Source organism: Lewinella cohaerens DSM 23179 (assembly GCF_000379805.1).
GTDB lineage: Bacteria > Bacteroidota > Bacteroidia > Chitinophagales > Saprospiraceae > Lewinella > Lewinella cohaerens.
In genome coordinates, this window is the sequence record NZ_KB903535.1 from 195,994 (window position 1) to 217,943 (window position 21,950).

Annotated in this window: 17 protein-coding genes and 1 pseudogene; 2 read left to right on the forward strand and 16 right to left on the reverse strand. The window is 43.7% G+C overall.

Annotation, left to right across the window (positions count from 1 at the left end):
- The 11 genes from A3EU_RS0106600 to A3EU_RS0106650 form a co-directional block, all read right to left on the reverse strand.
- Entirely contained in the window at positions 1–1,257 is a 1,257-nt protein-coding gene (locus tag A3EU_RS0106600; protein ID WP_044085524.1) for a glycosyltransferase, read from the reverse strand.
- On the reverse strand, positions 1,254–2,495 hold the full coding sequence (locus tag A3EU_RS0106605; protein ID WP_020535346.1) for a pyridoxal phosphate-dependent decarboxylase family protein: 1,242 nt from the start codon (positions 2,493–2,495) through the stop codon (positions 1,254–1,256). Before A3EU_RS0106605 ends, A3EU_RS0106600 begins: the two co-directional genes overlap by 4 nt.
- A gap of 232 nt (positions 2,496–2,727) precedes the next feature.
- Complete coding sequence (locus A3EU_RS0106610; RefSeq protein WP_020535347.1) at positions 2,728–3,531, reverse strand: GNAT family N-acetyltransferase; 804 nt, start codon at positions 3,529–3,531, stop codon at positions 2,728–2,730.
- A gap of 60 nt (positions 3,532–3,591) precedes the next feature.
- Complete coding sequence (locus A3EU_RS0106615; protein WP_020535348.1) at positions 3,592–4,146, reverse strand: TetR/AcrR family transcriptional regulator; 555 nt, start codon at positions 4,144–4,146, stop codon at positions 3,592–3,594.
- Between the two features lie 13 nt (positions 4,147–4,159).
- Positions 4,160–5,521 carry a TolC family protein gene (locus A3EU_RS0106620; protein ID WP_020535349.1) on the reverse strand — a complete coding sequence of 454 codons (1,362 nt, stop codon included), beginning with the start codon at positions 5,519–5,521 and terminating at the stop codon, positions 4,160–4,162.
- Positions 5,518–8,598: an efflux RND transporter permease subunit gene (locus tag A3EU_RS0106625; protein WP_020535350.1), complete on the reverse strand. Its 3,081-nt coding sequence runs from the start codon at positions 8,596–8,598 to the stop codon at positions 5,518–5,520. The genes A3EU_RS0106620 and A3EU_RS0106625 overlap by 4 nt, the downstream gene beginning before the upstream one ends.
- A 1-nt stretch (position 8,599) precedes the next feature.
- A complete protein-coding gene (locus tag A3EU_RS29595; RefSeq protein ID WP_020535351.1) occupies positions 8,600–9,634 on the reverse strand; it encodes an efflux RND transporter periplasmic adaptor subunit in 1,035 nt (344 codons plus the stop codon).
- Between the two features lie 61 nt (positions 9,635–9,695).
- Complete coding sequence (locus tag A3EU_RS0106635) at positions 9,696–10,295, reverse strand: TetR/AcrR family transcriptional regulator (RefSeq protein ID WP_020535352.1); 600 nt, start codon at positions 10,293–10,295, stop codon at positions 9,696–9,698.
- Positions 10,296–10,474: 179 nt separating this feature from the next.
- A complete protein-coding gene (locus A3EU_RS0106640; protein WP_020535353.1) occupies positions 10,475–14,281 on the reverse strand; it encodes an FG-GAP-like repeat-containing protein in 3,807 nt (1,268 codons plus the stop codon).
- A 411-nt stretch (positions 14,282–14,692) separates the two neighbouring features.
- Positions 14,693–15,772 (reverse strand): 3-oxoacyl-ACP synthase III family protein, encoded by a 1,080-nt coding sequence (locus tag A3EU_RS0106645; protein ID WP_020535354.1) that lies wholly within the window; start codon positions 15,770–15,772, stop codon positions 14,693–14,695.
- 94 nt (positions 15,773–15,866) lie between these two features.
- Positions 15,867–17,153 carry a T9SS type A sorting domain-containing protein gene (locus A3EU_RS0106650; RefSeq protein WP_020535355.1) on the reverse strand — a complete coding sequence of 429 codons (1,287 nt, stop codon included), beginning with the start codon at positions 17,151–17,153 and terminating at the stop codon, positions 15,867–15,869.
- Between the two features lie 204 nt (positions 17,154–17,357).
- On the opposite strand from A3EU_RS0106650, the gene A3EU_RS0106655 reads away from it, so the two are divergent.
- Complete coding sequence (locus A3EU_RS0106655) at positions 17,358–18,989, forward strand: ABC-F family ATP-binding cassette domain-containing protein (protein ID WP_020535356.1); 1,632 nt, start codon at positions 17,358–17,360, stop codon at positions 18,987–18,989.
- Between the two features lies 1 nt (position 18,990).
- Here the strand turns inward: A3EU_RS0106655 and A3EU_RS35460 are convergent.
- From A3EU_RS35460 to nfsB, 4 genes and pseudogenes are all read right to left on the reverse strand, one after another.
- Positions 18,991–19,108, reverse strand: a pseudogene (locus tag A3EU_RS35460) (SDR family NAD(P)-dependent oxidoreductase); the annotation flags it as partial.
- A 4-nt stretch (positions 19,109–19,112) separates the two neighbouring features.
- On the reverse strand, positions 19,113–19,805 hold the full coding sequence (locus A3EU_RS29600) for a DUF4437 domain-containing protein (RefSeq protein WP_211213903.1): 693 nt from the start codon (positions 19,803–19,805) through the stop codon (positions 19,113–19,115).
- A complete protein-coding gene (locus tag A3EU_RS34770) occupies positions 19,768–19,980 on the reverse strand; it encodes a hypothetical protein (protein WP_211213904.1) in 213 nt (70 codons plus the stop codon). The genes A3EU_RS29600 and A3EU_RS34770 overlap by 38 nt, the downstream gene beginning before the upstream one ends.
- Before the next feature lie 324 nt (positions 19,981–20,304).
- A complete protein-coding gene (gene nfsB, locus A3EU_RS0106665) occupies positions 20,305–20,964 on the reverse strand; it encodes an oxygen-insensitive NAD(P)H nitroreductase (protein ID WP_020535359.1) in 660 nt (219 codons plus the stop codon).
- Between the two features lie 104 nt (positions 20,965–21,068).
- Between nfsB and A3EU_RS29605 the strand changes: the two genes are divergently transcribed.
- Positions 21,069–21,437 (forward strand): winged helix-turn-helix transcriptional regulator, encoded by a 369-nt coding sequence (locus A3EU_RS29605; protein WP_020535360.1) that lies wholly within the window; start codon positions 21,069–21,071, stop codon positions 21,435–21,437.
- A gap of 71 nt (positions 21,438–21,508) precedes the next feature.
- On the opposite strand, the gene A3EU_RS0106675 is transcribed toward A3EU_RS29605, so the two are convergent.
- Positions 21,509–21,940, reverse strand: coding sequence for a cupin domain-containing protein (locus A3EU_RS0106675; protein ID WP_020535361.1), 432 nt, complete (start codon positions 21,938–21,940; stop codon positions 21,509–21,511).
- Positions 21,941–21,950 lie beyond the last annotated feature (10 nt).

Consider the following 21,950-nt stretch of genomic DNA (forward strand, 5'->3'; position numbering starts at 1 on the left):
TTATTCGGCCTGCACAATGGCTTGGCACACTTCTTCCCTGAAATCTTCCTGGCACATTTCTGCTCCTATTTCCTCTGCTTTGTTTTTAAAAGCCTGAATATTTACCAACTCCAATATTTTTGGTTCCAGTTTTTTGACGGTTATCGCCCCAATTGCGATTCCTTCGGGGCCAGCGCCTTTTTGAGCGATGATTTTATTCCACACAAACTGATCGATGATATGAGGTATAATCAAGCTTGCACAGCCATACTTCAGCGCCATGTGTGTTGTACCTGAACCACCATGATGAACGACGCCATAAATTTTGGGTAAAACCCAATCGTAAGGAATTCCGGAAACAAAGTGAATGTGTTCACAGGAATAGTTATCGGGTTTCACCAAGCCCCCAGCAGCTGTATTTATAATCGCAGGAATACCGTTCCGCTCAAGGATTTCCAGGATCAGTTGCGTTTTTTCTGCCGGTGCTGGGTTGAGCATACTCCCGAAAGTAACGAGCAAGGTTTTGGGATGCTTGGCCAAGAAATCATTCAAGGCTTCGTCGGGTTGCCAATTCACGGTTTTATCCCTTTCGTGGTAGCCCAGCACTTTGATATTGGATGGCCAATAATCAGGTCTTTCGAAAAGCGTTGGCGAAATTGTATAGATGGCATTATTCGTAAAAAGAGAATGCTGTATCTGCTTTTGGCTAATTCTCTTGGTGCTATCTAACCATTGCAAAGAATTCATGATCGTCTTTACCAAGCCGTAATTAGCCAGCCTATAAGTCAACTTGTTGAAAAAAGGTCCAAAATCTTTATTAAATGCTACGTGAGCATGGTTTTTCACATAGTGCAGGTAGGGCACTGGGCTTATCAAGGTTGTCTTTCCCGGGTGTTTCAAACTCCAGATAACCGGGTAAATCACTTTCCCATTGTGAACAATATAGTCCGGAACTACTTGCTCTACGTATTCGTATTGCTTACGAACCATCTCCCGATTGATGTCTTTTTGTTGGAGGGCCAGCTTCACAAAAGCCACCAATTTTTTCAAGATTGAGCCACCGCTGCCCATCGCCGTACGGCCAACTTCACTTTCTAACATCTCAATAAATCTAGACCCCAGCGATCCAAATTCGAAACCGGAATCTTCTGCCAGCCCTCGGAATTGTTCAGGGAAAAGGCAAAAAACCTGATGCCCCTTTTCTCTTAAAATCTCTCCAACAGCCAGCAAAGGCTCCATGTCTCCACGGGTTCCGATTGATGTTACTATTATTTTCATTTGCTGGATACTAATTCCTTCAATCCATCAATAAACAAGGCCAATTTTTCTATGGATACATGATCCATTATTACCACCTTAAACCAACCAGGGTTTAAATGATTGTCAGGAATTAGTCCAAACTTTTGAGCTATATCGTGATTCAGAAAATGAGCCCTTATGGTTATTATGTTAGACATAGGGTTTCGATAATACGCAACCTTCAGTTCTTCCAATTGCTTACATAGCCAATCTGCTCTTTTTTGCAGGATGAATATCTTTTCGTGCCAACCGTATGGGCCATTTTTTGATAAAATCATCCAAACGGCAATCGCATTGGCTCCTGATCTACTTCCTATCAAGGTAAAATCTTCTCCCTCTACATAGCTGGCTTCTTGCGTATTTACGTTTTCGATAAACCCTTTTCTGATCAGGAATATCCCGGTACCATAAGGCGACTGGGCCATTTTATGCGCATCAAGCGTAAAGGACGTTATCGCTGGATTTTGGAACGTCAGTAAGCTGTCTTCGTTGGTAAAGGGGTAATAAAACCCTCCATAAGCACCATCCACATGAAGCTTAAATTCACATGATAACTTCTCTAAGGAAGATGTCAGCACTTCTACATTATCCACAGAACCAAACATGGTTGTCATCATATTACAGATGACAATGAAATACTTTTTACCCTCGCTTTTTGCTTTCTGTAAGGTCTCCTCTACGGCTGCAGCACTAATTGCCCTTGTCTCCTCCTCAACTGCTATTTTATAAATGCCTAATGACAATAAATTGGCAGCTTTATCCATCGAGTAATGGCTATCCTCGCTACATACAATCGCTATCTCCTCCTGTTTTGCTGAAAATTTCCGCTTATAATAGTTTCTATAAACCCAGATGGCCTGGATGTTGGCTTCTGTCCCTCCGGATGCTACGTAGCCATCTTGTTCTCCATAATTCCCTTTTAAGATATCGACGGCACAGATTTCAATCAATTCCTTTTCAATCGCATGTGTGCCTTCAAAAAAGGGCTCTGATTTCCCCAACGTATGACAACCGATATGATTGGGATTCTTGACCAGCGCATACATAAATGGCGCTTCTTTCAGGAAAGAAGCATCTTGGTTGAATACTTTATCATCCAGATAAGAAGCGGGCACGCCAAGGGCTCCTTCTTTATCATAATTGATGTTCTTCTCCAGCGCATCGAACACCGTTTTCTTTATTTCTTCCTGAGATTTTATCGTCCAAATTTTCGGCATCTTTCTTTATTGAATTTTCTATAGCAATGCGTAAATTTAACGATTAGTATTGCGCAGAAAATAAAGTGCGATTAGCTTCGCTGCTTCTTCGAGGTTTCTTTAAGTTTTCCAAATAGTTAAAACGCTTAAAATGAAGCGCTTATTCAACTATTATGAAAAACAAAATCGCTTTTTATTTTCGTGCTGTTCCTTAGCTTCCGGGACGTCTACTCTATTATCTATTACTTTTTCCTCATCCACAAAACCCACTCCCATAAGAGTAAATATACTCGGGGTTCCAATTATTCTCTTTGCCTAAAATCATTCTTGGATAACTTTCTCCTTTTTGTAATCCTTGCTTTTCTAGCCAATTGACTCCCTCCTGGTTCTCCATGGGCAACATTGTTCTTTTTCCTTTTTTCGAGTGCTTCAATTTTAGGAGTTTAATGCCTGCTTGCGGATCGCGGGCTAAAACTAAGCCTCTGACAAAATCGGGGAGATAAAAGCCTAGTAGTTCGTTGTCATTGTTGAAATACCCAAATCCGTTTCCGTAGTATTTATTAATCAAATGTGCCCTGTCTTCGCCATTGGCTGCGTTATCGAGCTTACAGACACTTTCTAAATCTGATTTTTCCAAGACTCGAATTGGAGCTGGAAAGTCATAATCAGTGTCTACGACGGAATCAAAACAATGGTATTCTGTCATTTTTCTAAAACCATGCTTTTCGTAAATGCCTTCCCCCAGCTTAGTGGCAATTAACAACTGCGTTTCACACTTTTTGGCCTTGAGGAAATCAATGAGGAATTGTGTGATTTCAGAACCGAAGCCCCGCCCCCGATAATTCGGGTCGACCATAATGTTTGCAAGCCAGCCAATCTTGCCTTTGAGGAAAACATTCCCTGTTCCCACTATCTTTTCTTCATTGACAAGAACGAACGCGAAGAGGAAGTCCTCGTTCAGGAAGTCTTTGAGGAACGCTTCGTAGTCAAAGTCCCAATCTATTGGAGGAAGGCGGTTTAGGCCGTTTATGTCGGATTGTTGTAATGCTCTAATCATTGTACCGTCTAGTTTGTAAATACTTGTTGGCAGATTACACCTTGGCAAGCTACAAACTTTTTACTGGTGAAATAATCCGTCGATAAGCGCATTTGTTAAATCGTGATAAAAATCCCAATCCTCTTTTTTCATTCCTTCATAACCTCTTAGCTGACAGGCCTTTGTAAAAACGTAACGTAAAGTTGAGCTATCTATCTCCTCCTTCAAGCTGTGGTCACTGGTTATTTGATGATACAAGGGGTCTAAAATGGTTTCAATAACCATTCTTTGCCTACAGTACAGTCCTTCCCAAATCACAGGGTAGAGTTTCTTAAGTTGCTCTAAGAATTGATAATTTTCTTGCGTAAAAAAAAGGATGTAGGCCCCTAGATATTTCAATCGTTCTTTGGGTGTATTCTCCATTTGCTTGCAGCAACTAGAAAGTTGATCATCAAAGGTAGAAGACAGGCTATTCGCAATCAATGAAAGCAAATTTTCTTTATTCTTGACGTATAGATACAGTGTTTTTTTGGATATGGCTAAGGCACGGGCAACATCATCCATTGAAACTGATTTGATTCCAATGTCTATGAATTGATCCGAAGCCTCTGCCACTATTTTCTCTAAATAACTCATTTCCCAGGATTTCTTATTTCCCTACGTGCTGCAAATAAGTCGCTATGGTTATTTTGTACTTTGTTTTTGCCTCAATCATTTTATCCAAAGCCTCGGTTTGCAAAGCCTTGGCTTCCAGCAATTCAGAAAGGGTTACGACACCACTATCAAAGCTAGTTTGATTAACGCGAAGATTTTCAGTTGCTTGTTCGATCCGCTCCTGCATGATTTGTATTTCCGCGTAGGCCTCCTTGAGGTCAGTCCACGACTTGGCCGTTCTAAGCTCAAGGAGATGTTTGGTATCCTCCAGCGTATTACGACTAATTTTTTCTTTTATTAATTGTTCTTCTAAGTCGTGTTTCCCCATCCAGACTGGAGTTAAAGGCACACTCACCGATGCAAACCCAAAGGCATTTACAGCACTGGTTTGCTCTTCAAATTGGGTTAAAAAGAAAGCATTGACTCCGACGGCGACGGTAGGTTTATAATCTGCATTCTTCAGTTTTGACTGAAGAGCCTGCACCTCGACAGATTTCTCCAAAAGGCGTACTTCTGGTAAATTTGAAAGATAGCCGGCACCTACCTGTAGGTAAAAAGCAGGTGATTCAAAATTATCCAAATGGTCAAGAAGGAAAAGGGTAGAATCGAAATCTTCTCCGATAGTATTACAAAATTGCATCAAGGCCAGTGCTTTGCCGTTCTGCAATTTATTTTCATTAAGTGCTAATTGACTTTGCTCGAGTTTCAGTTTATAGACATCGTTCCGTATCGTCAATCCTGCTTTATAGGCATCATCAACCTGGACAGACAATCGATCCAGGAGTTCGCGGAATCCGTCGATCGTCTTTTGCTTTTCCTGAAGGGCGACAATTTGCCAATATTGTTGTTCGGTCGTCAGCCTCATCTCATTTTCGGCCATGTATTTTTGTTCCTCTCGTATGGCTACTCCTACATCTGCTAGTTCATTTCCCACCTTGATTTTTCCGCCTGTGTAAATAGGCTGTGAAGCACTCAAGGAAGCTACGCCTAATTTTTGCAACAGCCCAATTTGAGACGGAGGTGTATAGGCAAATTGAGTAGCAGAAGCGAGGTTAGCCGGGTTGCCATCATAAACAGGCAGATTGCCACCAGGGCTACTAATTTCGAGTAAAGGGTCGATTGCATGCATGACTACACCATCAAAATTTACTTGCGGGTAGTAATAGGCTGCGGCTTTCTGCTTTACTACATTCGCCGCTTCAACTTCAAGTTCACTATTCGTTATATTCACACTACTTTCCATCGCCTTCGCAATAGCTGTTGTCAGGCTCATTTCAACTTGACTTTTAGCAGGATAAAAAGCCAATAGTAAGGCTGCAACAACAAGGTAAGTAGATGATATTATTCTATTTCTCATGCTTTTGCTAATTCTGTTTTTTGAAAAAATTGTTGATAAAGGACAGGTAATATGTAAAGGGTCAAGGCCATGGAAACCAAAAGCCCAAAGCATACCACAGCCCCTAGTGGGCCCCACAGTGTCGAGCCACTCATAATCATAGGAACAACGCCTATGGCTGCTGCAAAAGAGGTAAGGAAAATAGGGCGCATTCGTCGTTTTCCAGCGGCCATTGCCGCTTGTTGTACAGACATCCCTTTCTTATGTCGTAACTCTTCCGCATAATCGACAAGTATTATCCCATTGCGAACCACAATGCCCATCAGGCTCATAACTCCTAACGAAGCCGTCATCCCAAAGGCATAGCCTGTAATCAAAATACCCAAAGCCGCTCCCAAAATGCTCAACGGCATGGTGGTCATAATCAGTAATGCATGCCGAAGTGTTTTGAACTGAAAGAGGAGAATGAAAAATATCAAAACGATGCCAACACCAAGTGCTTTACCAATAGGAATGTAATTTTCAATTTCGCCTTCTTCTTCACCTCCATATTCGAAATGTAATGCTGACTGGTCCGAAATGGCTTTGATTTGAGGTTTCAACTCCCCTAACACGCGATATGGCAAAGCCGATCTCTGTACATCAGCCCTTACCGTAATCGTTCTGATTCCATTTCTGCGGATGATTTCTCCCTCTGTCCAATCAGTCGTTAAGGAAGCAACTTGGCGTAATGGTATGGGCATCAAAAGAAAAGGGGAGCTCACTAACTGATTCTGGAGATCTCCAAATTCGTCTCTCTGCTGCGGCGCGTTAATCACCTTAACATTGACAGGGTAGTCGCCTTCCCAAACCGTACCGACCGGAATACCTGAAAAACCTGATGCTACTGATGCGGCAATGGAACCTCTGGTCAGTCCTACTCTATTAGCTTGTTCGTCATTTACATTTACTCTTATTCCTTGTCGAGGTTCTACGTAATCTGTACGCGCCCAAATGACCTTCTCATTTTGTTCCATCACATTTTTCACCTCTTGAGCAGCAAGTCTCAAAGCTTGAATATCATCTCCAGCTATGCGAACCTCAATAGGTGCCTTGCTGGCCATCATATCCAGCTGCTTCATTCGTACATAAGCATTGGGGAAATAATTGCGATATTCTTGCTCATACTCCTCCAATAATTCCACTGCATGGAGCTCTGTTTGGGTATTAACAACCAATTGAGCATAATTTTTAGCCGGAAAATTAGGGGCATAAGTTGTATGAAACCTTGGTGAGCTTTCGCCAATGAAAGTAGCAACATTTTTCACTCGTTCTTTATCACCCAACAGCATTGCGGTAAGGCTGTCTGCAACAAAAGCGGTTTGGTCTAAAGTACTGCCTTCGGGCAGGTAAATCTCAACGGCAAATTGGTTTCGCTCGACTTTAGGAAACAGTTGCCGTGGAACAAAACTCAGGATATAAGCTCCCAATGCCACCGATGCTATGCCTGAAAAAACGGTCAACCAAGGCATTTTGAAGGCCCATTCTATGGTCCTGTCATAAGCAGCCTGCAATAAATTTAAGGGGGAAAATTTCGGCTCCTCTTCAGGCCCTTTATGAATTCCTTCTTTTATGAAGAAAAAGTTCAAATAGGGAACAAGCAACACTGCCACCAATAACGATATACCTAGCGCCAAACCAATAGTCACAGGAAGTGACCCTACAAAATCGCCCGTTTGCCCAGAAAGGAATATCGGCATTGGAACATAGGTAGCTGCAATACACAAGGTCGCGGCAAATACAGGAACAAAAAGCTCTTTAGCACTCAAAATGGCAGCTTGCCATCGATCAAGGCCATCGTCCAATTTTTCTACGTAGTTGTCAATAACCACGATCGCATTATCTACTACCATTCCTAAAACGACAATTAAGCCTGCTAGTGAAACAGTATGCAGCTCTACGCCTAGTAGAAAGAGTAGCCCTATCGAGATGAAAATGGATATTGGTATGGTAATACCAGAAACGACAGCAACCCTAAATGGGAGAAAAAGCATAATAACTACGATCACAGCAGCAATAGCGATGAAAAACTCTTTCAAAAAGTGCTGAATAGCATGATCCACCGCTTCAGGCATATCGGCTATTTTGTGGACCTCAATATCCGCAGGAATTTGTGTCGCTATTTTCTCTAAGCTCTCATCGATGTCTTTTCCAAACTGCACAATGTTGTTGCCCGTCTGCATCTCAAGAGAAATCAATAAACAAGAGGCACCATTATTCTTAATATAAGAATCAGGCTCTTCAAATTCTCTTTTTACTTCTGCAACATCCTTCAACCGAATCAAATTGCCTGCAGGATCGGAATAGACAATTTGGTTTTTAATCTCATTTTCAGACTGAAAACTGGTGGGGATATGTATAGGAGTGATCAACTCCCCATTATCAACTTCACCTGAATAATACACCCCACTCTCCAATTGCATAGTTGCCAAAACAGTCGTCATATTGACGCCATAGCGAGCCAGCTTGTTTTGGTCAAAATTGATGGTGATCTGCTCGTTTTGTAAACCATAGTGCTTTACCTTGGATACGGTCGGTATTTTTCGCAGTTCAGTTTCAATGGTTTTCAGGTTTTTTTCAAGCTCTTTCTTATTCTTACTCTTTGATTCAATCGTCAATAACATCGCAGCCGTGTCCCCAAAGTCATTATTGGCCACTAATGCCAATACCTGCGAGGGTAGCTGAGATTTTAATTGATTAAGTCCAAATTTGATTTTATCCCAGAAGGCGTCAGGGTCTTTTACATTGTCGTTTACCTCTACAAAAACAATCAGCATACCTTCCTTGGAGATAGAGTAGGTTTTCTCTCGTTTCACTTCCTTGTAGGAATATAAAAACTCTTCTACCTTTTGGGTCAACTGCTCTTCCACCTGCGTGGAGGTCGCACCTGGGTAAACCCCTATAACCAACCCCTGACGAATCGTAAATTCAGGAAACTCATTTCTTGGCATTGCCATTAGCGCATACAAGCCAAAGACAAACAGTACTCCTGTGAGGATAATGGCTATTTGCTTATGCTTCATAGCCAACTCGATGATATTGGAATTCTCTTTTTTCATGTTACTTGACTGGGTTTACAATGTTTACGACAGAGCCTGTTGTTAATTTGTGTTGACCGCTGGTGACGACTAGCTCTCCTTCTGGTAAGTTGTTTACAATGACCTGGTTTCCTACCAAATCAATGGTTTCAACTAGCTGCGTCATTACCGTACTATCATGGAGCACATATACAAACTGTTGCCCCCTAGCATTTCGCTGTAGTGCTTTGTTAGAAATGGCTACACCTTCAATATTTTTGGTGCTGGCAATACGTACATTGCAAACCATGCCTGGTTTTAATTTCCAGCCTTCATTTGACACCGCTATTTTCACGGGATAGGTATGAGAAACCGGGTTTGCTACCACACCAATGCGCTGAATCGCCCCTACCCTCGTTTCGCCTAGAGCAGCTATCTCGATGGTTGCCGATTGCCCATTCTGAAGTTTCCCAACCTCATTTTCGGGTACGGGAATGTTGACATATACCGTATTNATATCCAATAATTCAAATGCCATTGCACTGGGGAGTACATTCATTCCAGGCTCAATGCTTTTATTGCCAATCACTCCGGATTTTGGCGCATACAAGGCCGAGTCTTCTATCCTTCTCTGAGCCATCTTCGCGGCCGTTTTAGCTTGAGCGAGACCTGTTTCTACCTCTACCCACCTTATTGCAGGCAGTGTCCCATTCTCATACATGGGCTTCATACGGTCATACGCATCTTGTGCCTGTGCCTGCTGATGCTGGGCCAGCTCATACGAGTTTTGGGAATTGGAGGCATCAAGTTTAGCCAACAACTGCCCTTTTTTAACCTGCTGCCCTTCTTCAACCAGTATCTCCACCACTGTTCCTGGTGACTTGAAACTCAAGGGGGTATTTTGTTTAGCTTCAACTAAACCACTGTACTGTAAAGAACTGAGGCCAGCATACAGTGTGGCCTTTTCTACTTCTACATTTTGTCTTACCCTATTTACAGGTTCAGCTGACCGATCATGCTCTTGCTTGCAGCCTGTACTGAGCAATAAAATAAGCGGGATGAAGTATTGGAATTTCATTGTATTATTTAGATTTATCGTCCAATTTAGTTTTTTGGTCGAATTTTGGTCAAAAAAAAGGTCATCTCAGACCGTTTAGTAAAATGTTGATCATTAAATCGGTTTTCACCTCCATATTTTTGATTTTCTTCTGTATAAAAACCTCCATTTCTAATCCTCTTATTGCCGTAAGGAAAATCTCAGCAGTCAATTGCTCTTTATCTCCAGCAATACTATTGCCACTTATGCTCCCTGATTCCACCCCTCTGTGTAAGATTGATTTAATGAGTAAAACCTCTGAATCATCAAATAAAAATCGTACCCTTTTAAAATAATTACTGAAGCCAAAGTGATGCAAATCATTCTCAATGAGAAACTGATACTTTGCTTGTTTCTCCTCTAGGATATCTATTTTAGTCGTTATGTACACCTTCAACTTGGCATTAAATTCATGCTCCTGATCTACCGCATTTTTACATCTCTGAAAAAACTCTTTCATCTCTTCCTCAACCACTGCATCAAGTATTTCTTCTTTATTCTTGAAGTAGTAATACAAGGTACTTTTCCCTTTATTAGCTGCTTTGGCAATATCCTGCATCGTTACTTTTTGAATACCAAATTGCTGAATCAAGCCTCGTGCAGTTTCAATTATTTCAGACTTTACTTGCTCTTCATTGACCATACTATTTCGACTTTAGGGTATATCTTGAGTGTTAATGCGAAGCAAAGATAGGCGGTCACTACATAGAGTGCAAGTTTTTCGACCAAAAAAGTTTTTTGGTCGAAAAACTACATATCAATACTAGCTAAAAAAGCGATATCGTATACACACAAAGTACTGCTACCAAACCTCACTCCTCATCACTTCACCACCACCGGCAATACCTTGCCATCTTCCGTGCGTATCAAGTAACTGCCAGCAGGCAAGGCGCTGATGTCCCAGGCTACCGTGCGTTCCCGGAGGGTGATGCTTTGCAACGGCTTACCCGCCGTAGTATAGAGCACCAACTGCTGGGGCAAAGACAGATTACCACAGTCTATCCAGACGGTGGAAGTGGCCGGATTGGGGTACAACTGTATCGGCGTAGCTCCTGCTATATCAGTAGTTGACGTGAGGCTAATGGTCACCTCTTCGCAATACTGATTACTCCCCCAGTCGTTGGTGGCCGTTAGGCAAACGGTGTAATTGCCTTCCGCCAAATAAGTGTGCATTGGGTTTTGCTCGGTGCTGGTATTGCCATCGCCAAAGTCCCAAAGCCAGCTTTCGGGGTTGTTGCTAGAGGCATCCGTAAAGGTAGCTTCCAGCGCTGTTGTGTTGTGGCTAAAAGCCGCTGCGGGGGTGAAATTGGGCAGCGTTTCTACCATAATATTCCCAATTGTATTGGTAATAATAGGTGGGTTAAAATCGAAGTAGATGCCAGCTGTATTTTCAATGACCGTGCCTTCCAACAAGCCGGGGAGGGCGGAAATCTCAAACTGTACGAAACCATGACTCCCCGGCTCATTGATCGTGCTATCAGGCAACAGAATATCTCTAAAATGGAACTCTAAAAGACCATCATCATGCAACGTTGCTTCGTAAGGGTGACTGCTGCTGCCAGGGGTAAAGGTTGCCCAGTCAAGGTCTTCTGAAAGCTGGTCGCGTAGGACAATATTGAAAGCCGTATCGGTACCTGTATTCTGGAAACGCAGGGTGTACATCAGCTTTTCATCAAACAGGGTGTAGTTCTCGGTAAAGGGTAGCTGTTCTGAACGATTGGGATAAACTTGCTTATCGTTGGGGTCGTAAGCACAGTTGATGATCGAGAAAAAGTCGAAGGTTTCTGCCGTTAAAGGCTGGCCTACTTCATCATAAGGAATCACGCCAGCATCCATGACCAGGGTTGACCCAATAAACTCTACACCCGCAATGGTCATCATCATTTCTACCGAACGGCTCGCTCCTGGATACAGCTGGCTGAAGTCCCAGAAAAGGGTGTCACCAACCATACTACTCGGCTCGGGTGAGGCCGACACAAAAGTCGCTAAATCACTCAACACCAAGTATACCTGACCGTCGAAGGCCCAACAGCCGTCATTGCGGTAGTTAAGCCAAAAAGGTACGGTAAAACCACAGCGTGTAGGCGCAGAAGCCATCGTCACTGCCGCGTCCGCCACCTGGGTATTCGGGCTTACGCCAAAACGGAGGCTGTCGATATTGGTGACACCATCAAAGGTTATCTCGTAGGCTTCTGGAGTGGTAGATAAAGTCCAGCAATCATCGAGCTGTGGACTAATCGTATAAGTGTCAGCAGGGCCATAAATATTGAATTGCCCTTCGTTATTGGCAAAAACGGCTAGTGCTTCGGGTACTACCGTGATGGGAATACGGCCAATACCTAGTTCGTCTTCGTTTTGCTCTCCATTGGCGTCCAGGTCGTAGAATACCGTACCGGAGATGCTCACGTCATTGGCCAGATTATAGGCAACAAATAGACGGTTGGTGCTGGAAAACGGCGAGTCGGCGTTGCTTCCTACAATGTCCCAATCACCGTCGTTTTCCATATCTACCAGCTCAAAATGTCGGACCTTATTCGGGGTACCTTCGATAGGAGCAGGATCGGCGAAGGTGCCGTCTTCCAATCCCCGCATGATTTGCATCGGGTAATCGCTATAAGTGGAAGCAATAATGTCTTTTCGGCCATCGAGGTCAAAATCCTCAATGGCAAATTTCTCTAGCGGAGGCTGACCTTCGTAAATATCCTGCTGGGTACCGAATTGATTGTTTCCTAAGTTCGGAAACCACGCAATCTCGTTAACTCCGCCAAAAGCTCCTTCGTTAGAGGCCACCAAATCAAGCATTCCATCGCCATTCATATCTACGGCTTGTGCATGCATGCCTGAGAGGAAACTACTGGTAATTTCTTGTAATGCCGTAAAATTGCCATTACTGGTGTGTTCCATCCACACCAAACTGGCGTCGCCTCGCTTGCAAACAATGATCTCTATTTGGTCGTCCTCATCGAAATCGGTGACCAGGATATCCAATATCGCCGTTTGCTCAGAGAGGAGTATAGTTTGTTCTAAAAAAACACCATCATCGTTACGTACCCAGCCTACGGAAGCGTTAGGATTAGAGCCCGTACCGGAATTTGCCCACAGCATATCCAGATCACCGTCTTTATCCATGTCTACCAGCTCTAGCTCACGTTGGTTATAGAACCAAGTGGCAAAAAAAGGAGTAGCCGTAAAGTTTCCATCACTATCCTGTAGGTAAAAGCAAAAATCTGCATAGCTACTATTATCACCTATCACATTACCGCCAAGGATATCAGGAAAACCATCGTTATTGATGTCAACTACGGCAATACTTGATGGTCTGTAATTGTGCCTGCGTGCGAGGAGGCGCGGCTGCGAAAACTGCGCCCCTTCATTTCTGAGCCAAACGAGTGCATCCGAACCATCGGAGCCCACTACTACGTCTAGCAAGCCATCCTGATCAATATCAGCTACCTCCGGAGCACTCATATTGTAAGCTCCCATCGTAATCAAAGCCGGTGGAGCATGCTGCCCACCTCCTGTAGAGGGTCGCCAGAGTACATTCTGCTTCGTAGGACTCGTGCTACTAACTACATAAAGGATATCAGGAAAACCGTCGTTATTCAAGTCGGGGGTATCTACCGCGCGGAGATAGGCCGCGAAGCGTTCCAGTTCAATAGGATCGCCAAAATTGCCATCGCCATCATTGGCTACCCAGTCCATCTCATCGAGGCCGTGACAAGACACAAGGTCCATATCTCCATCCAAGTCCATATCAACAGCATGCACGTAGGCATGCCGGCCAAAGCTCATCAAAGTATCTACCAGCTCGAAATTACCAGCGCCCAGATTACGGTACCAGACCAAGCCGGCCCCCGTTTCTTCGTCTTCCTGGTTGTTGGCGCAAATAATATCTGGCAAGTTGTCGCCATCCAGGTCGGCGGTAGTGACGCTCTGGGGCCCATCATGAATCGTTTCGATTTCGCGATAAGCGGAGAAGATTTCGTTGCCCAAATTTTCGTGCCAAGCCAGGCGGTCGCTAAATAGTGCAGTCACGATAATATCCAGATCACCATCATCGTCGAGGTCTTCTGCATGGACGGAAGTTGTGGTGGCGTGCGCAGAGGATACCAGGCGAGGAGTGCCAAAGCTTCCATTGCCATTACCGCGCAACCAGCGTACTTCGTCCGTCGTGGAAACCACTATATCGAGGTCGCCATCGGCATTAAAATCGGCCAAGTAGTTATCGATGACTGTGGCACCAGGACTATACAATACAGTAGCCGGCCCCATCTCTCCATCACCCAGATTGAGGTGAATGCCCAGGCCGGCAGCATTGGCGGTATAAATCAAGTCTTCATCGCCGTCGTTATCTACATCGCCGACCGTAAGGGAGCGGTAGTCTATGCCCGAAGTAGCAATAACATGCTGCTTGGAGAAGCTGCCGTCTTCTCGTTGCTCCAACCAAAAAAGGCGTTGATCCGTACCACAGATAACATCCATGTCTCCGTCATTATCGACATCTGACGCAATGGTGTATTGGGTATCTCCGACTGGCTCAAAGAGATCGACAATGGGAGCCAACTGCTGTGCAGGCAATAGCAGTGAAAAAATAAGCGTACAAACGATAGCGTATAAAAACCTAAACATAGGGTAGAAATTAATTGGGGTGCAAAGATAGGGTATACAGGTTTTTATTGCATTACGGCGAAAAAGGTAACCAAGCGGGTAATAAATGTATCCCGCTGGTCCCCTGACCAGCAATCAGCATTAACACATTTTTACGCTGGTCGGGGGACCAGCAAGACAGGGCATCGTAGTCTAGGGACTACGACGAGCCTACAGTCAAAACACGTAAATGCGCGCCAACCGTAGATCGCACTGGTACGATTGGCGCAAAAATCCGCGCGCAAGGCAGGGCCTGAAGCTCGGGGCGCGGAGCGACCAAGGACAATGGGATGGGCCGGAGCGATAGCGACCGACAGCCCGGTGCCGATCCCGTGCCGACTTTTCTAGTCGGGACGGGAGATGGCATGGCCCCTAAAACAACAACCTGCTTGCCTAATACCTGTAAGCAATAGCATTGATATTCATGCCAGCCCCTACGGAAGCGAGCAAAATAAGGTCGCCTTTGTTCAATTCGTGTTTTTCCTCACTGGTACCACGGCGGATTTGATCGAGCAGCGTGGGGACTGTGGAAACGGAACTGTTGCCCAACTTGTGAATACTCATGGGCATGATGCCTTCCGGAATTTCACGCTCGCGGTAGAGGCGAAAGAGGCGCTTTATTATTTCGCGATCCATTTTTTCATTGGCCTGATGAATTAGAATTTTACTGACATCATGAATACCTACCCCCGCTTTATCAAGGCAAGATTTCATCGCCTGGGGTACCTTGGTGAGGGCAAATTCGTAAATTTTGCGGCCATGCATCTTGATATACCGCACACTGGGGTCTGCGTCCTCCGTATTGCCTGCTCCCATAAACAAGTAATTGACTTCGTCTACGGCCCAGGTTCCCATTTCCATTCCGATGATGCCTTCTTGTTTTTCTCCATCTACGAGTTCAAGTACGCAAGCGCCGGCACCATCCGCGAAGATCATGGAGTCGCGATCGTGTTTATCCACCACGCGAGAGAGGGTTTCGGTAGCCACCACCAGGCATTTTTTGGCCATTCCAGCTCTCATAAAAGCTGCGGCCTGAATGACGCCCTGTATCCAGCCAGGGCAACCAAACAACACATCGGAGGCCACACAAGCGGGATTTTTTATCCCTAAAGCATGCTTGACCCGCGAAGCAAGACTAGGTAATACATCCGTTTGAATAGTATTTGCTTTTACATCGCCGAAGTTGTGTGCGACGATAATCTGGTCTAAGGTTTCTGGGTCTATTCCCGCGTCTTCAATCGCCAAGCGTGCGGCCAAGGCTCCGATATCCGAAGCTACCAGGTTGTCTTCCACATAGCGGCGTTCTTCAATCCCGGTGATTGCTTTGAATTTTTCTGCGATCTCAGAATGCGATGCTTCAAAAGCGGTCCCTCTTTCGTCAAAAAACTTATTGGTGGCAAAATCCTGGTTGGTAACAATGTGATTTGGGATGTAACTTCCTGTTCCCGTAATCATTAAGTTGGAGGTCTTCATGAAATTGATATTTTCTTAAAGCCCTGACAATTTTTGTAATCAAGTCCTTCGAGCGAGAACAAAAATTGTCAGAGAAGGTCTGTAAAAAAAATACTTAGTTTTTCAAAAGCTGGACAACACCTGCCCCTGAATTCGTAGCGATTCTTGCCACATAAACGCCTTTGGCCAATTTGGTTGCATCAATGGTCACCGTATTGCTATCAGGACGTAGCACAAACAATAGCTTGCCTTGGACGTCAAAGATTTCTACGGAAGTAATGTTGTCGTTTTCAGTATTAATGGTCCACTGAGCATTGGAAGGATTGGGAAATACACTTAGCCCTTCCAAGCTATAATCAGACGTTCCCGAGATGTCGCCGTCAAACTCAACATCATCAAAATAGTAGGTTTTTTCTCCGGCAGCGGCACCTGTCGTGCCAAAATTGAAGAAAATAGAGGCCTTGTTATAAACCCAGCCATTACCTAAACCAACGCTTAACGTTTCTGTTCCGGGAGCTTCATTGGCAAAATCAAACTCTAAGGTTTCCCACTGTCCTGCGATGGTGGTATTGGTTTCGGTTTCGCAGGTATGGGTAGGATCATTGGAGTCTTCCACTTTCAATCGTACAGGAATGCCCGCATCAGGCGACCATACCCTCACCGTCATTTTTGAGTCTATCAGTGTCAGCGGAATATTGGTGGCGAATCCTGCCGCCGTACCAATGGTTGTTCCCGCCGAAGATCCCGCCATATTGTCTTTTAGGACTTCTACAACGGTATTATCAGGATCGGTAGGATCAGTTGCCAAGAACGACTGATTACCTTCAAAAGGGATCACGGTGTAATTAACATTCGGGTCTTCAAATGTCACCGGCAAATCAAGCTGAGCGCCGCCGAATATTTGTTCTACATCATCGAAAAGGAAGGTAGAAGTAGCAGAGCCATCTCCGACATTGCCAAAGTCAAACATAAATACGAGAAAATCAAAATTAGCGGGAGTGCCCGTAAAATCCCAGACCAGGGTTTCCCACTCATTTGAAACAGTGGTTTGGACGTCTCGCTCGGTAGCACCGACTCCTTCTAATTTGAACTTAACCGTGGTGCCAACAGGAGCCGTGGTAAACACTTTCATAGAAAGGGTATTCAAGGTCGTGAAATCCAGATTTGCTGCTAATTGTATTTTACTACCCGCAAAAACAGCACCACCATCGCGGATAATTTGTGCAACCGTCGCACTGGTATTGATACCATTCATCTGGGGGTTTGGAAGTACAGTTGCTGTCCCTCCATCAAAATCGACAAAATCCGCAGTGACGATGTCGGCCTCGAAATCAAAGGGTAAAGATTGAGCGTTCACCACCGAAAAGGCGAATAGCAGCAGAAGTAATGTAAATTGCTTCATAATTTTTTGTTTAGTAATGCACTTTAAAATAATATAGTAAATATAACCTATTCAAGACACCATCTCTCCTCCCGTGCTCTTGTATGCCCTTGGCCCATGTTTTCTTATATGATATAATACGACGCTTAAGTTGGTAGCAAATCACATTTTATTCCTCCTTTTGTCAACAATTCCTACTTTTGCACAAAATTTACAACCCCTCCTATGGTTTCAATAGACGGCCTCACGGTAGCCTTTTCTGATCGGGCACTTTTTGATAATATTTCTTTTGTCATCAACGAAAATGACAAGATCGCGTTGATGGGCAAAAATGGTGCTGGGAAATCTACCCTGATGAAGATCATCGCGGGGGTTCAAAAGGCCAATAAGGGAAACATCAACAAGGCGGAGCGGACGACCATCGCTTATTTGCCTCAGCACCTGCTGACAGAAGATGATTGCACCGTTGCAGAAGAAGCTGCCAAGGCCTACCATGAATACTTTTCCCTCAAAGAGCAGTTGGAACAACTGAACCAGGAGATGGGGGAACGCACGGATTACGAATCCGACAGCTACATGGAGCTTATTGCGAAGGCCACCGACGTGGGAGAGCTTTTTTACAACCTGGAGGAAGTCAATCATGCTGCGGAGGTAGAAAAAGCCTTGCTCGGCTTGGGCTTCAAAAGAGAAGACCTCAATCGCCCCACCAGTGAGTTTTCCGGCGGTTGGCGGATGCGTATCGAATTGGCTAAAATTCTTTTACAAAAGCCTGATGTAATCCTGCTGGATGAGCCTACCAACCACATTGATATCGAATCGGTTGTTTGGCTGGAAGATTTTTTGGTAAATAAAGCCAATGCCGTAGTGGTCATCTCTCACGACAAAGCTTTTATTGACAATATTACCAATCGCACTATTGAGTTAACGCTTGGAAAAATCTACGATTACAAAGCCAACTACTCCCACTATTTAGTCTTGCGGGAAGATCGGCGGGAGAGTCAGCTCAAAGCTTTCAAAGAGCAGCAGAAATGGATCGCAGAGCAAGAACGCTTTGTGGAAAGATTTAAGGGAACCTACTCCAAGACAAACCAAGTATCTTCTGTAGAAAAAATGCTGGAAAAACTGGAAATCATCGAAGTAGATGACGTTGATACTTCTTCGTTGAAATTGAGGTTTCCTCCAGCACCAAGGTCGGGCGACTACCCTTTGATCGTAAAAGATCTCTCCAAGTCTTATGGCGATTACGCGGTATTTAAGGATGCCAATTTGACGATTTCGCGCGGCGAGAAAGTAGCATTTGTAGGACGGAACGGCGAAGGAAAATCAACAATGATCAAAGCCATCATGGAAGAGATCGACGTGGAAGGGACCTGCAAAATTGGTCACAACATAGAGATCGGCTATTTCGCCCAAAACCAGGCTTCGCTGTTGGATGAAAAAGCGACCGTATTCGAAACCGTCGATGAAGTCGCCAAGGGCGACATTCGCACCAAGCTAAAGGGCATCCTTGGCGGATTCATGTTTCACGGCGATGATATTGACAAAAAAGTATCGGTCCTCTCTGGCGGAGAAAAAACCAGGTTGGCGATGGTCAAGCTGCTGCTAGAGCCCGTCAATCTCCTCATTCTGGATGAGCCGACTAACCACTTGGATCTTCGTTCCAAAGACGTTTTGAAAGAAGCGCTACTTGATTACGAAGGCACCTTAATCCTCGTTTCTCACGACCGTGATTTCTTAAAAGGACTCGCGCATAAAGTATTCGAGTTTAAAGACAAGCGCGTCATCGAGCATTTCGAAACCATCGATGATTTCCTGGAACGCAACAAAGCGGAGAGTATGAGGGAGTTGAATTTGTAAATTTGGCTATTGTGCTTTTCGCCCAACAGCATTTGAGTGTAGGCATAGCCCAATTCTTTTCTGCTGGTATAAGCGCATTTTCCATCGCCTGCACAATTTCTAATCTCGCCTTCTTTTACCTAATTATTCTTCTGCAACAATATCAAATTCGCCATCCGTACGAACGTAAATAGTGCTTTCTTCTGTACTTGAGGAGATTCTATGAATAGACGCCCCTTCTGAACTAAATGAACTTCCTGGCGCTAGACTTTGCGCCGCTGCCTCTTTACTTATTTTATAGGCGGGTTCTCCTTGGATAACAACAGCTCGGAATGCTCCGTTTTTGGTATGAATTTCGCCTTTAAAGTCGGCTGGGAGCTGAAGTAGTTTTCCGCTTAAACCTTCGCTTTCATCCTCCCAAAGAAAAGCGATTTTAGCATCACTTTTGTTCCATGAAACCGTCGAAGCATCTAACCAAACGATATTCGATTCATCCACATTAATCGGCCTTTCGCCATTGTCAGAAGCTTCTTCTATTGGTTTAACAAGGTAAGGTCCGCTGCTTATTTCTACATAAGCAATGTTCTCCTCTCCTTTTGCGGCAGTAATGTGTGACTCCCCTGCTGGTTGTGTCCAGAATGAGCCTGCTGGCATCCACATTTTTTCGGCCGCTGGGTCATCATTATGGATCATACCTTTAATGACAAATGCCCTATAAGTGACATTATGAATGTGCGGTGGTGATGAGAACCCATCAACAAATTTCGCTAAGAATCCCGTTGCTACAGTTCCTTTTCTATCACCCCAGATTGTTCCTGCTTGGGGGGCTTTGATCACCACGTGCTGGGTTTAGCTTTTCCCATTCTATATCGGCTGCTAATACAACTTCGTTGGTTGATTCTACCTGAGTTTCGGTTTGAATACTTTCTGACTTAGCCGCTTCTTGGGGTTCAGAGCAAGCTGTCATTGAGCTTGCAATTAATAGTGTGAAAAATATTTTTGCTTTTATCATTTTTTTGGGGAGCTAAATTAAATCGTTTGGTACTATCTGTTGAGGTGTAGCTTGGACTTTAGTCCGAGTGGTGAATACAAGCCTTTACGCCCGGACTAAAGTCCAGGTTACATTTTTCGACCAAACGATTTCATCAAATTTTTTTTTGGTCTGTAACTACCTAGTAATTGGGCTAAAATAAAAGGCCATTCTTTGTCTTAAGAAACACAAATTCACTGAACGTTACTTCCAGGTTTTCAGTCACTTATCAGTGGATTTGTGTTTCCAAAGAATGGCAATCTATTTTTTCACGCCTCCCTAGGTAGTTACCAATTTTATTGGTGACTAAATTATGGTAAAAACTTCTTCTTCTGGTAACCTTGATTTGGGTGTTTTATCGGTACTATTGAAATCACTTTCTGTTCTGTAACCAACAGCAACCGCTGCAACCGCAGTAAACCCTTTCTCTCTAAGCCCAAATTCCTCATCTAAAGCTTTAACGTCTATTCCTTCCATCGGTAAGGCATCAATTCCCAATGTAGCTATGCCCAATAAAAAATTACCGATATTCAGATATACTTGTTTTTCCATCCAATGCGGCAAATCCTTCAAATCGTACTTATGAATATCGGCGAAAGCATTTCTGCCTCCATTCATCATTTGTTTTACCTCATCGTTTGGATATCTGCCGTCTTTGTCCTCTACCTCTAGCAAATGCTCCATGTAATCTTCGTCAACAGTTACTCTGGAACAGAAAAGAACAACATGTGAAGCGTTCAATACCTTAGGCTCATTAAATTGAAAAAAGCCTTGCGTACCTTTTGCTATTCTTGCCTTTCCTTCCTTTGTATCTGCAATGATAAAATGCCATGGTTGAAGGTTAGTACTTGAAGGACTCATCCGGAGTAGTGCCTTAACCTTATCAAGGTCATCAGCTGACAATTTTTTATTCGGATCAAAATCTTTGGTGGAGTATCTCCAGTTCAATGCTTCTTTTAAGTTCATTACTTGTTTTTAAATCAAACTATACTATTTATAGTTGCAAAACTAAGTATAGTAATCTATCTTTGCAATAACGGTCAAAAAGGATAGTTTAAAAAACTTGACAGATGCATACATTTAATGGAAAAGAATACCCCTGTTGTGCTAGTTTAACGATGGGTGTAATTGGCGGAAAATGGAAAACAGTCATCTTGTTCCACTTGATGAATAAAACCTTGCGCTATAATGAGCTAAGAAAGGAAATGCCCACGGTTACAGAACGTACTTTGAGCTTGCAGTTAAAAAAACTAGAAGAAGATGGAATTATTAAAAGGAAGGTTTACACTTCAAAACCACCACTAAAAGTGGAATATTCCTTAACTGAGCTTGGAGAAACGTTGATTCCTTTGCTAAAAGCTATTGCAAATTGGGGAGACTACGTTGTTGCAAACCATTCGCAGCAGGAACAAGCCCCAAAACATGAGGCTCATTCTTGATATACCCGGTACTGAGGGGTTTAGAATAAAAACTTATTGACTCTATTTAGAGCATATAATAGAACTTGCTATCACTCATAAATGTCAAACTCCTGTGATATCGATTTCATTAAACCTTCATTTGCAAAGTCTTCATCCGTAAGCGTAGATAACTTTTCCAGATAAAGGTCGAACTGTCCATTTTTGAAAATAGAGAGCATTTTACCTCCTTTTTCACAACGGGCGGCATGCCAAACATCGGGCGGCACGGTAATCGTATCCCCCGGTTTAGCAACAATAGTTTCATCGTCAAAAATGAGTTCTACTTCTCCTTCTAGTACGTAAAACACTTCCGTCATTATCTTATGATGATGCCGAGCTAAATAAAATCCAGGCTTTAAAGTATCTTCTACAAAGCACAACTCGCCATTGGTTCTATTGGACGAAAGCTTTATAAAACAGTGGTCTTGGGAGTAGTTGTAATTTTCACCTTCTCCGTTTCGAATGATTTCCTTCTTGTTCATCTTTGTTGTT

Bases quoted from the DNA above. Each gene is read 5' to 3' on its own strand.
- A3EU_RS0106600 (WP_044085524.1), bottom strand. From the start codon at position 1,257: ATGAAAATAATAGTAACATCAATCGGAACCCGTGGAGACATGGAGCCT.
- A3EU_RS0106605 (WP_020535346.1), bottom strand. From the start codon at position 2,495: ATGCCGAAAATTTGGACGATAAAATCTCAGGAAGAAATAAAGAAAACG.
- A3EU_RS0106610 (WP_020535347.1), bottom strand. From the start codon at position 3,531: ATGATTAGAGCATTACAACAATCCGACATAAACGGCCTAAACCGCCTT.
- A3EU_RS0106615 (WP_020535348.1), bottom strand. From the start codon at position 4,146: ATGAGTTATTTAGAGAAAATAGTGGCAGAGGCTTCGGATCAATTCATA.
- A3EU_RS0106620 (WP_020535349.1), bottom strand. From the start codon at position 5,521: ATGAGAAATAGAATAATATCATCTACTTACCTTGTTGTTGCAGCCTTA.
- A3EU_RS0106625 (WP_020535350.1), bottom strand. From the start codon at position 8,598: ATGAAAAAAGAGAATTCCAATATCATCGAGTTGGCTATGAAGCATAAG.
- A3EU_RS0106635 (WP_020535352.1), bottom strand. From the start codon at position 10,295: ATGGTCAATGAAGAGCAAGTAAAGTCTGAAATAATTGAAACTGCACGA.
- A3EU_RS0106640 (WP_020535353.1), bottom strand. From the start codon at position 14,281: ATGTTTAGGTTTTTATACGCTATCGTTTGTACGCTTATTTTTTCACTG.
- A3EU_RS0106645 (WP_020535354.1), bottom strand. From the start codon at position 15,772: ATGAAGACCTCCAACTTAATGATTACGGGAACAGGAAGTTACATCCCA.
- A3EU_RS0106650 (WP_020535355.1), bottom strand. From the start codon at position 17,153: ATGAAGCAATTTACATTACTTCTGCTGCTATTCGCCTTTTCGGTGGTG.
- A3EU_RS0106655 (WP_020535356.1), top strand. From the start codon at position 17,358: ATGGTTTCAATAGACGGCCTCACGGTAGCCTTTTCTGATCGGGCACTT.
- A3EU_RS34770 (WP_211213904.1), bottom strand. From the start codon at position 19,980: ATGATAAAAGCAAAAATATTTTTCACACTATTAATTGCAAGCTCAATG.
- nfsB (WP_020535359.1), bottom strand. From the start codon at position 20,964: ATGAACTTAAAAGAAGCATTGAACTGGAGATACTCCACCAAAGATTTT.
- A3EU_RS29605 (WP_020535360.1), top strand. From the start codon at position 21,069: ATGCATACATTTAATGGAAAAGAATACCCCTGTTGTGCTAGTTTAACG.
- A3EU_RS0106675 (WP_020535361.1), bottom strand. From the start codon at position 21,940: ATGAACAAGAAGGAAATCATTCGAAACGGAGAAGGTGAAAATTACAAC.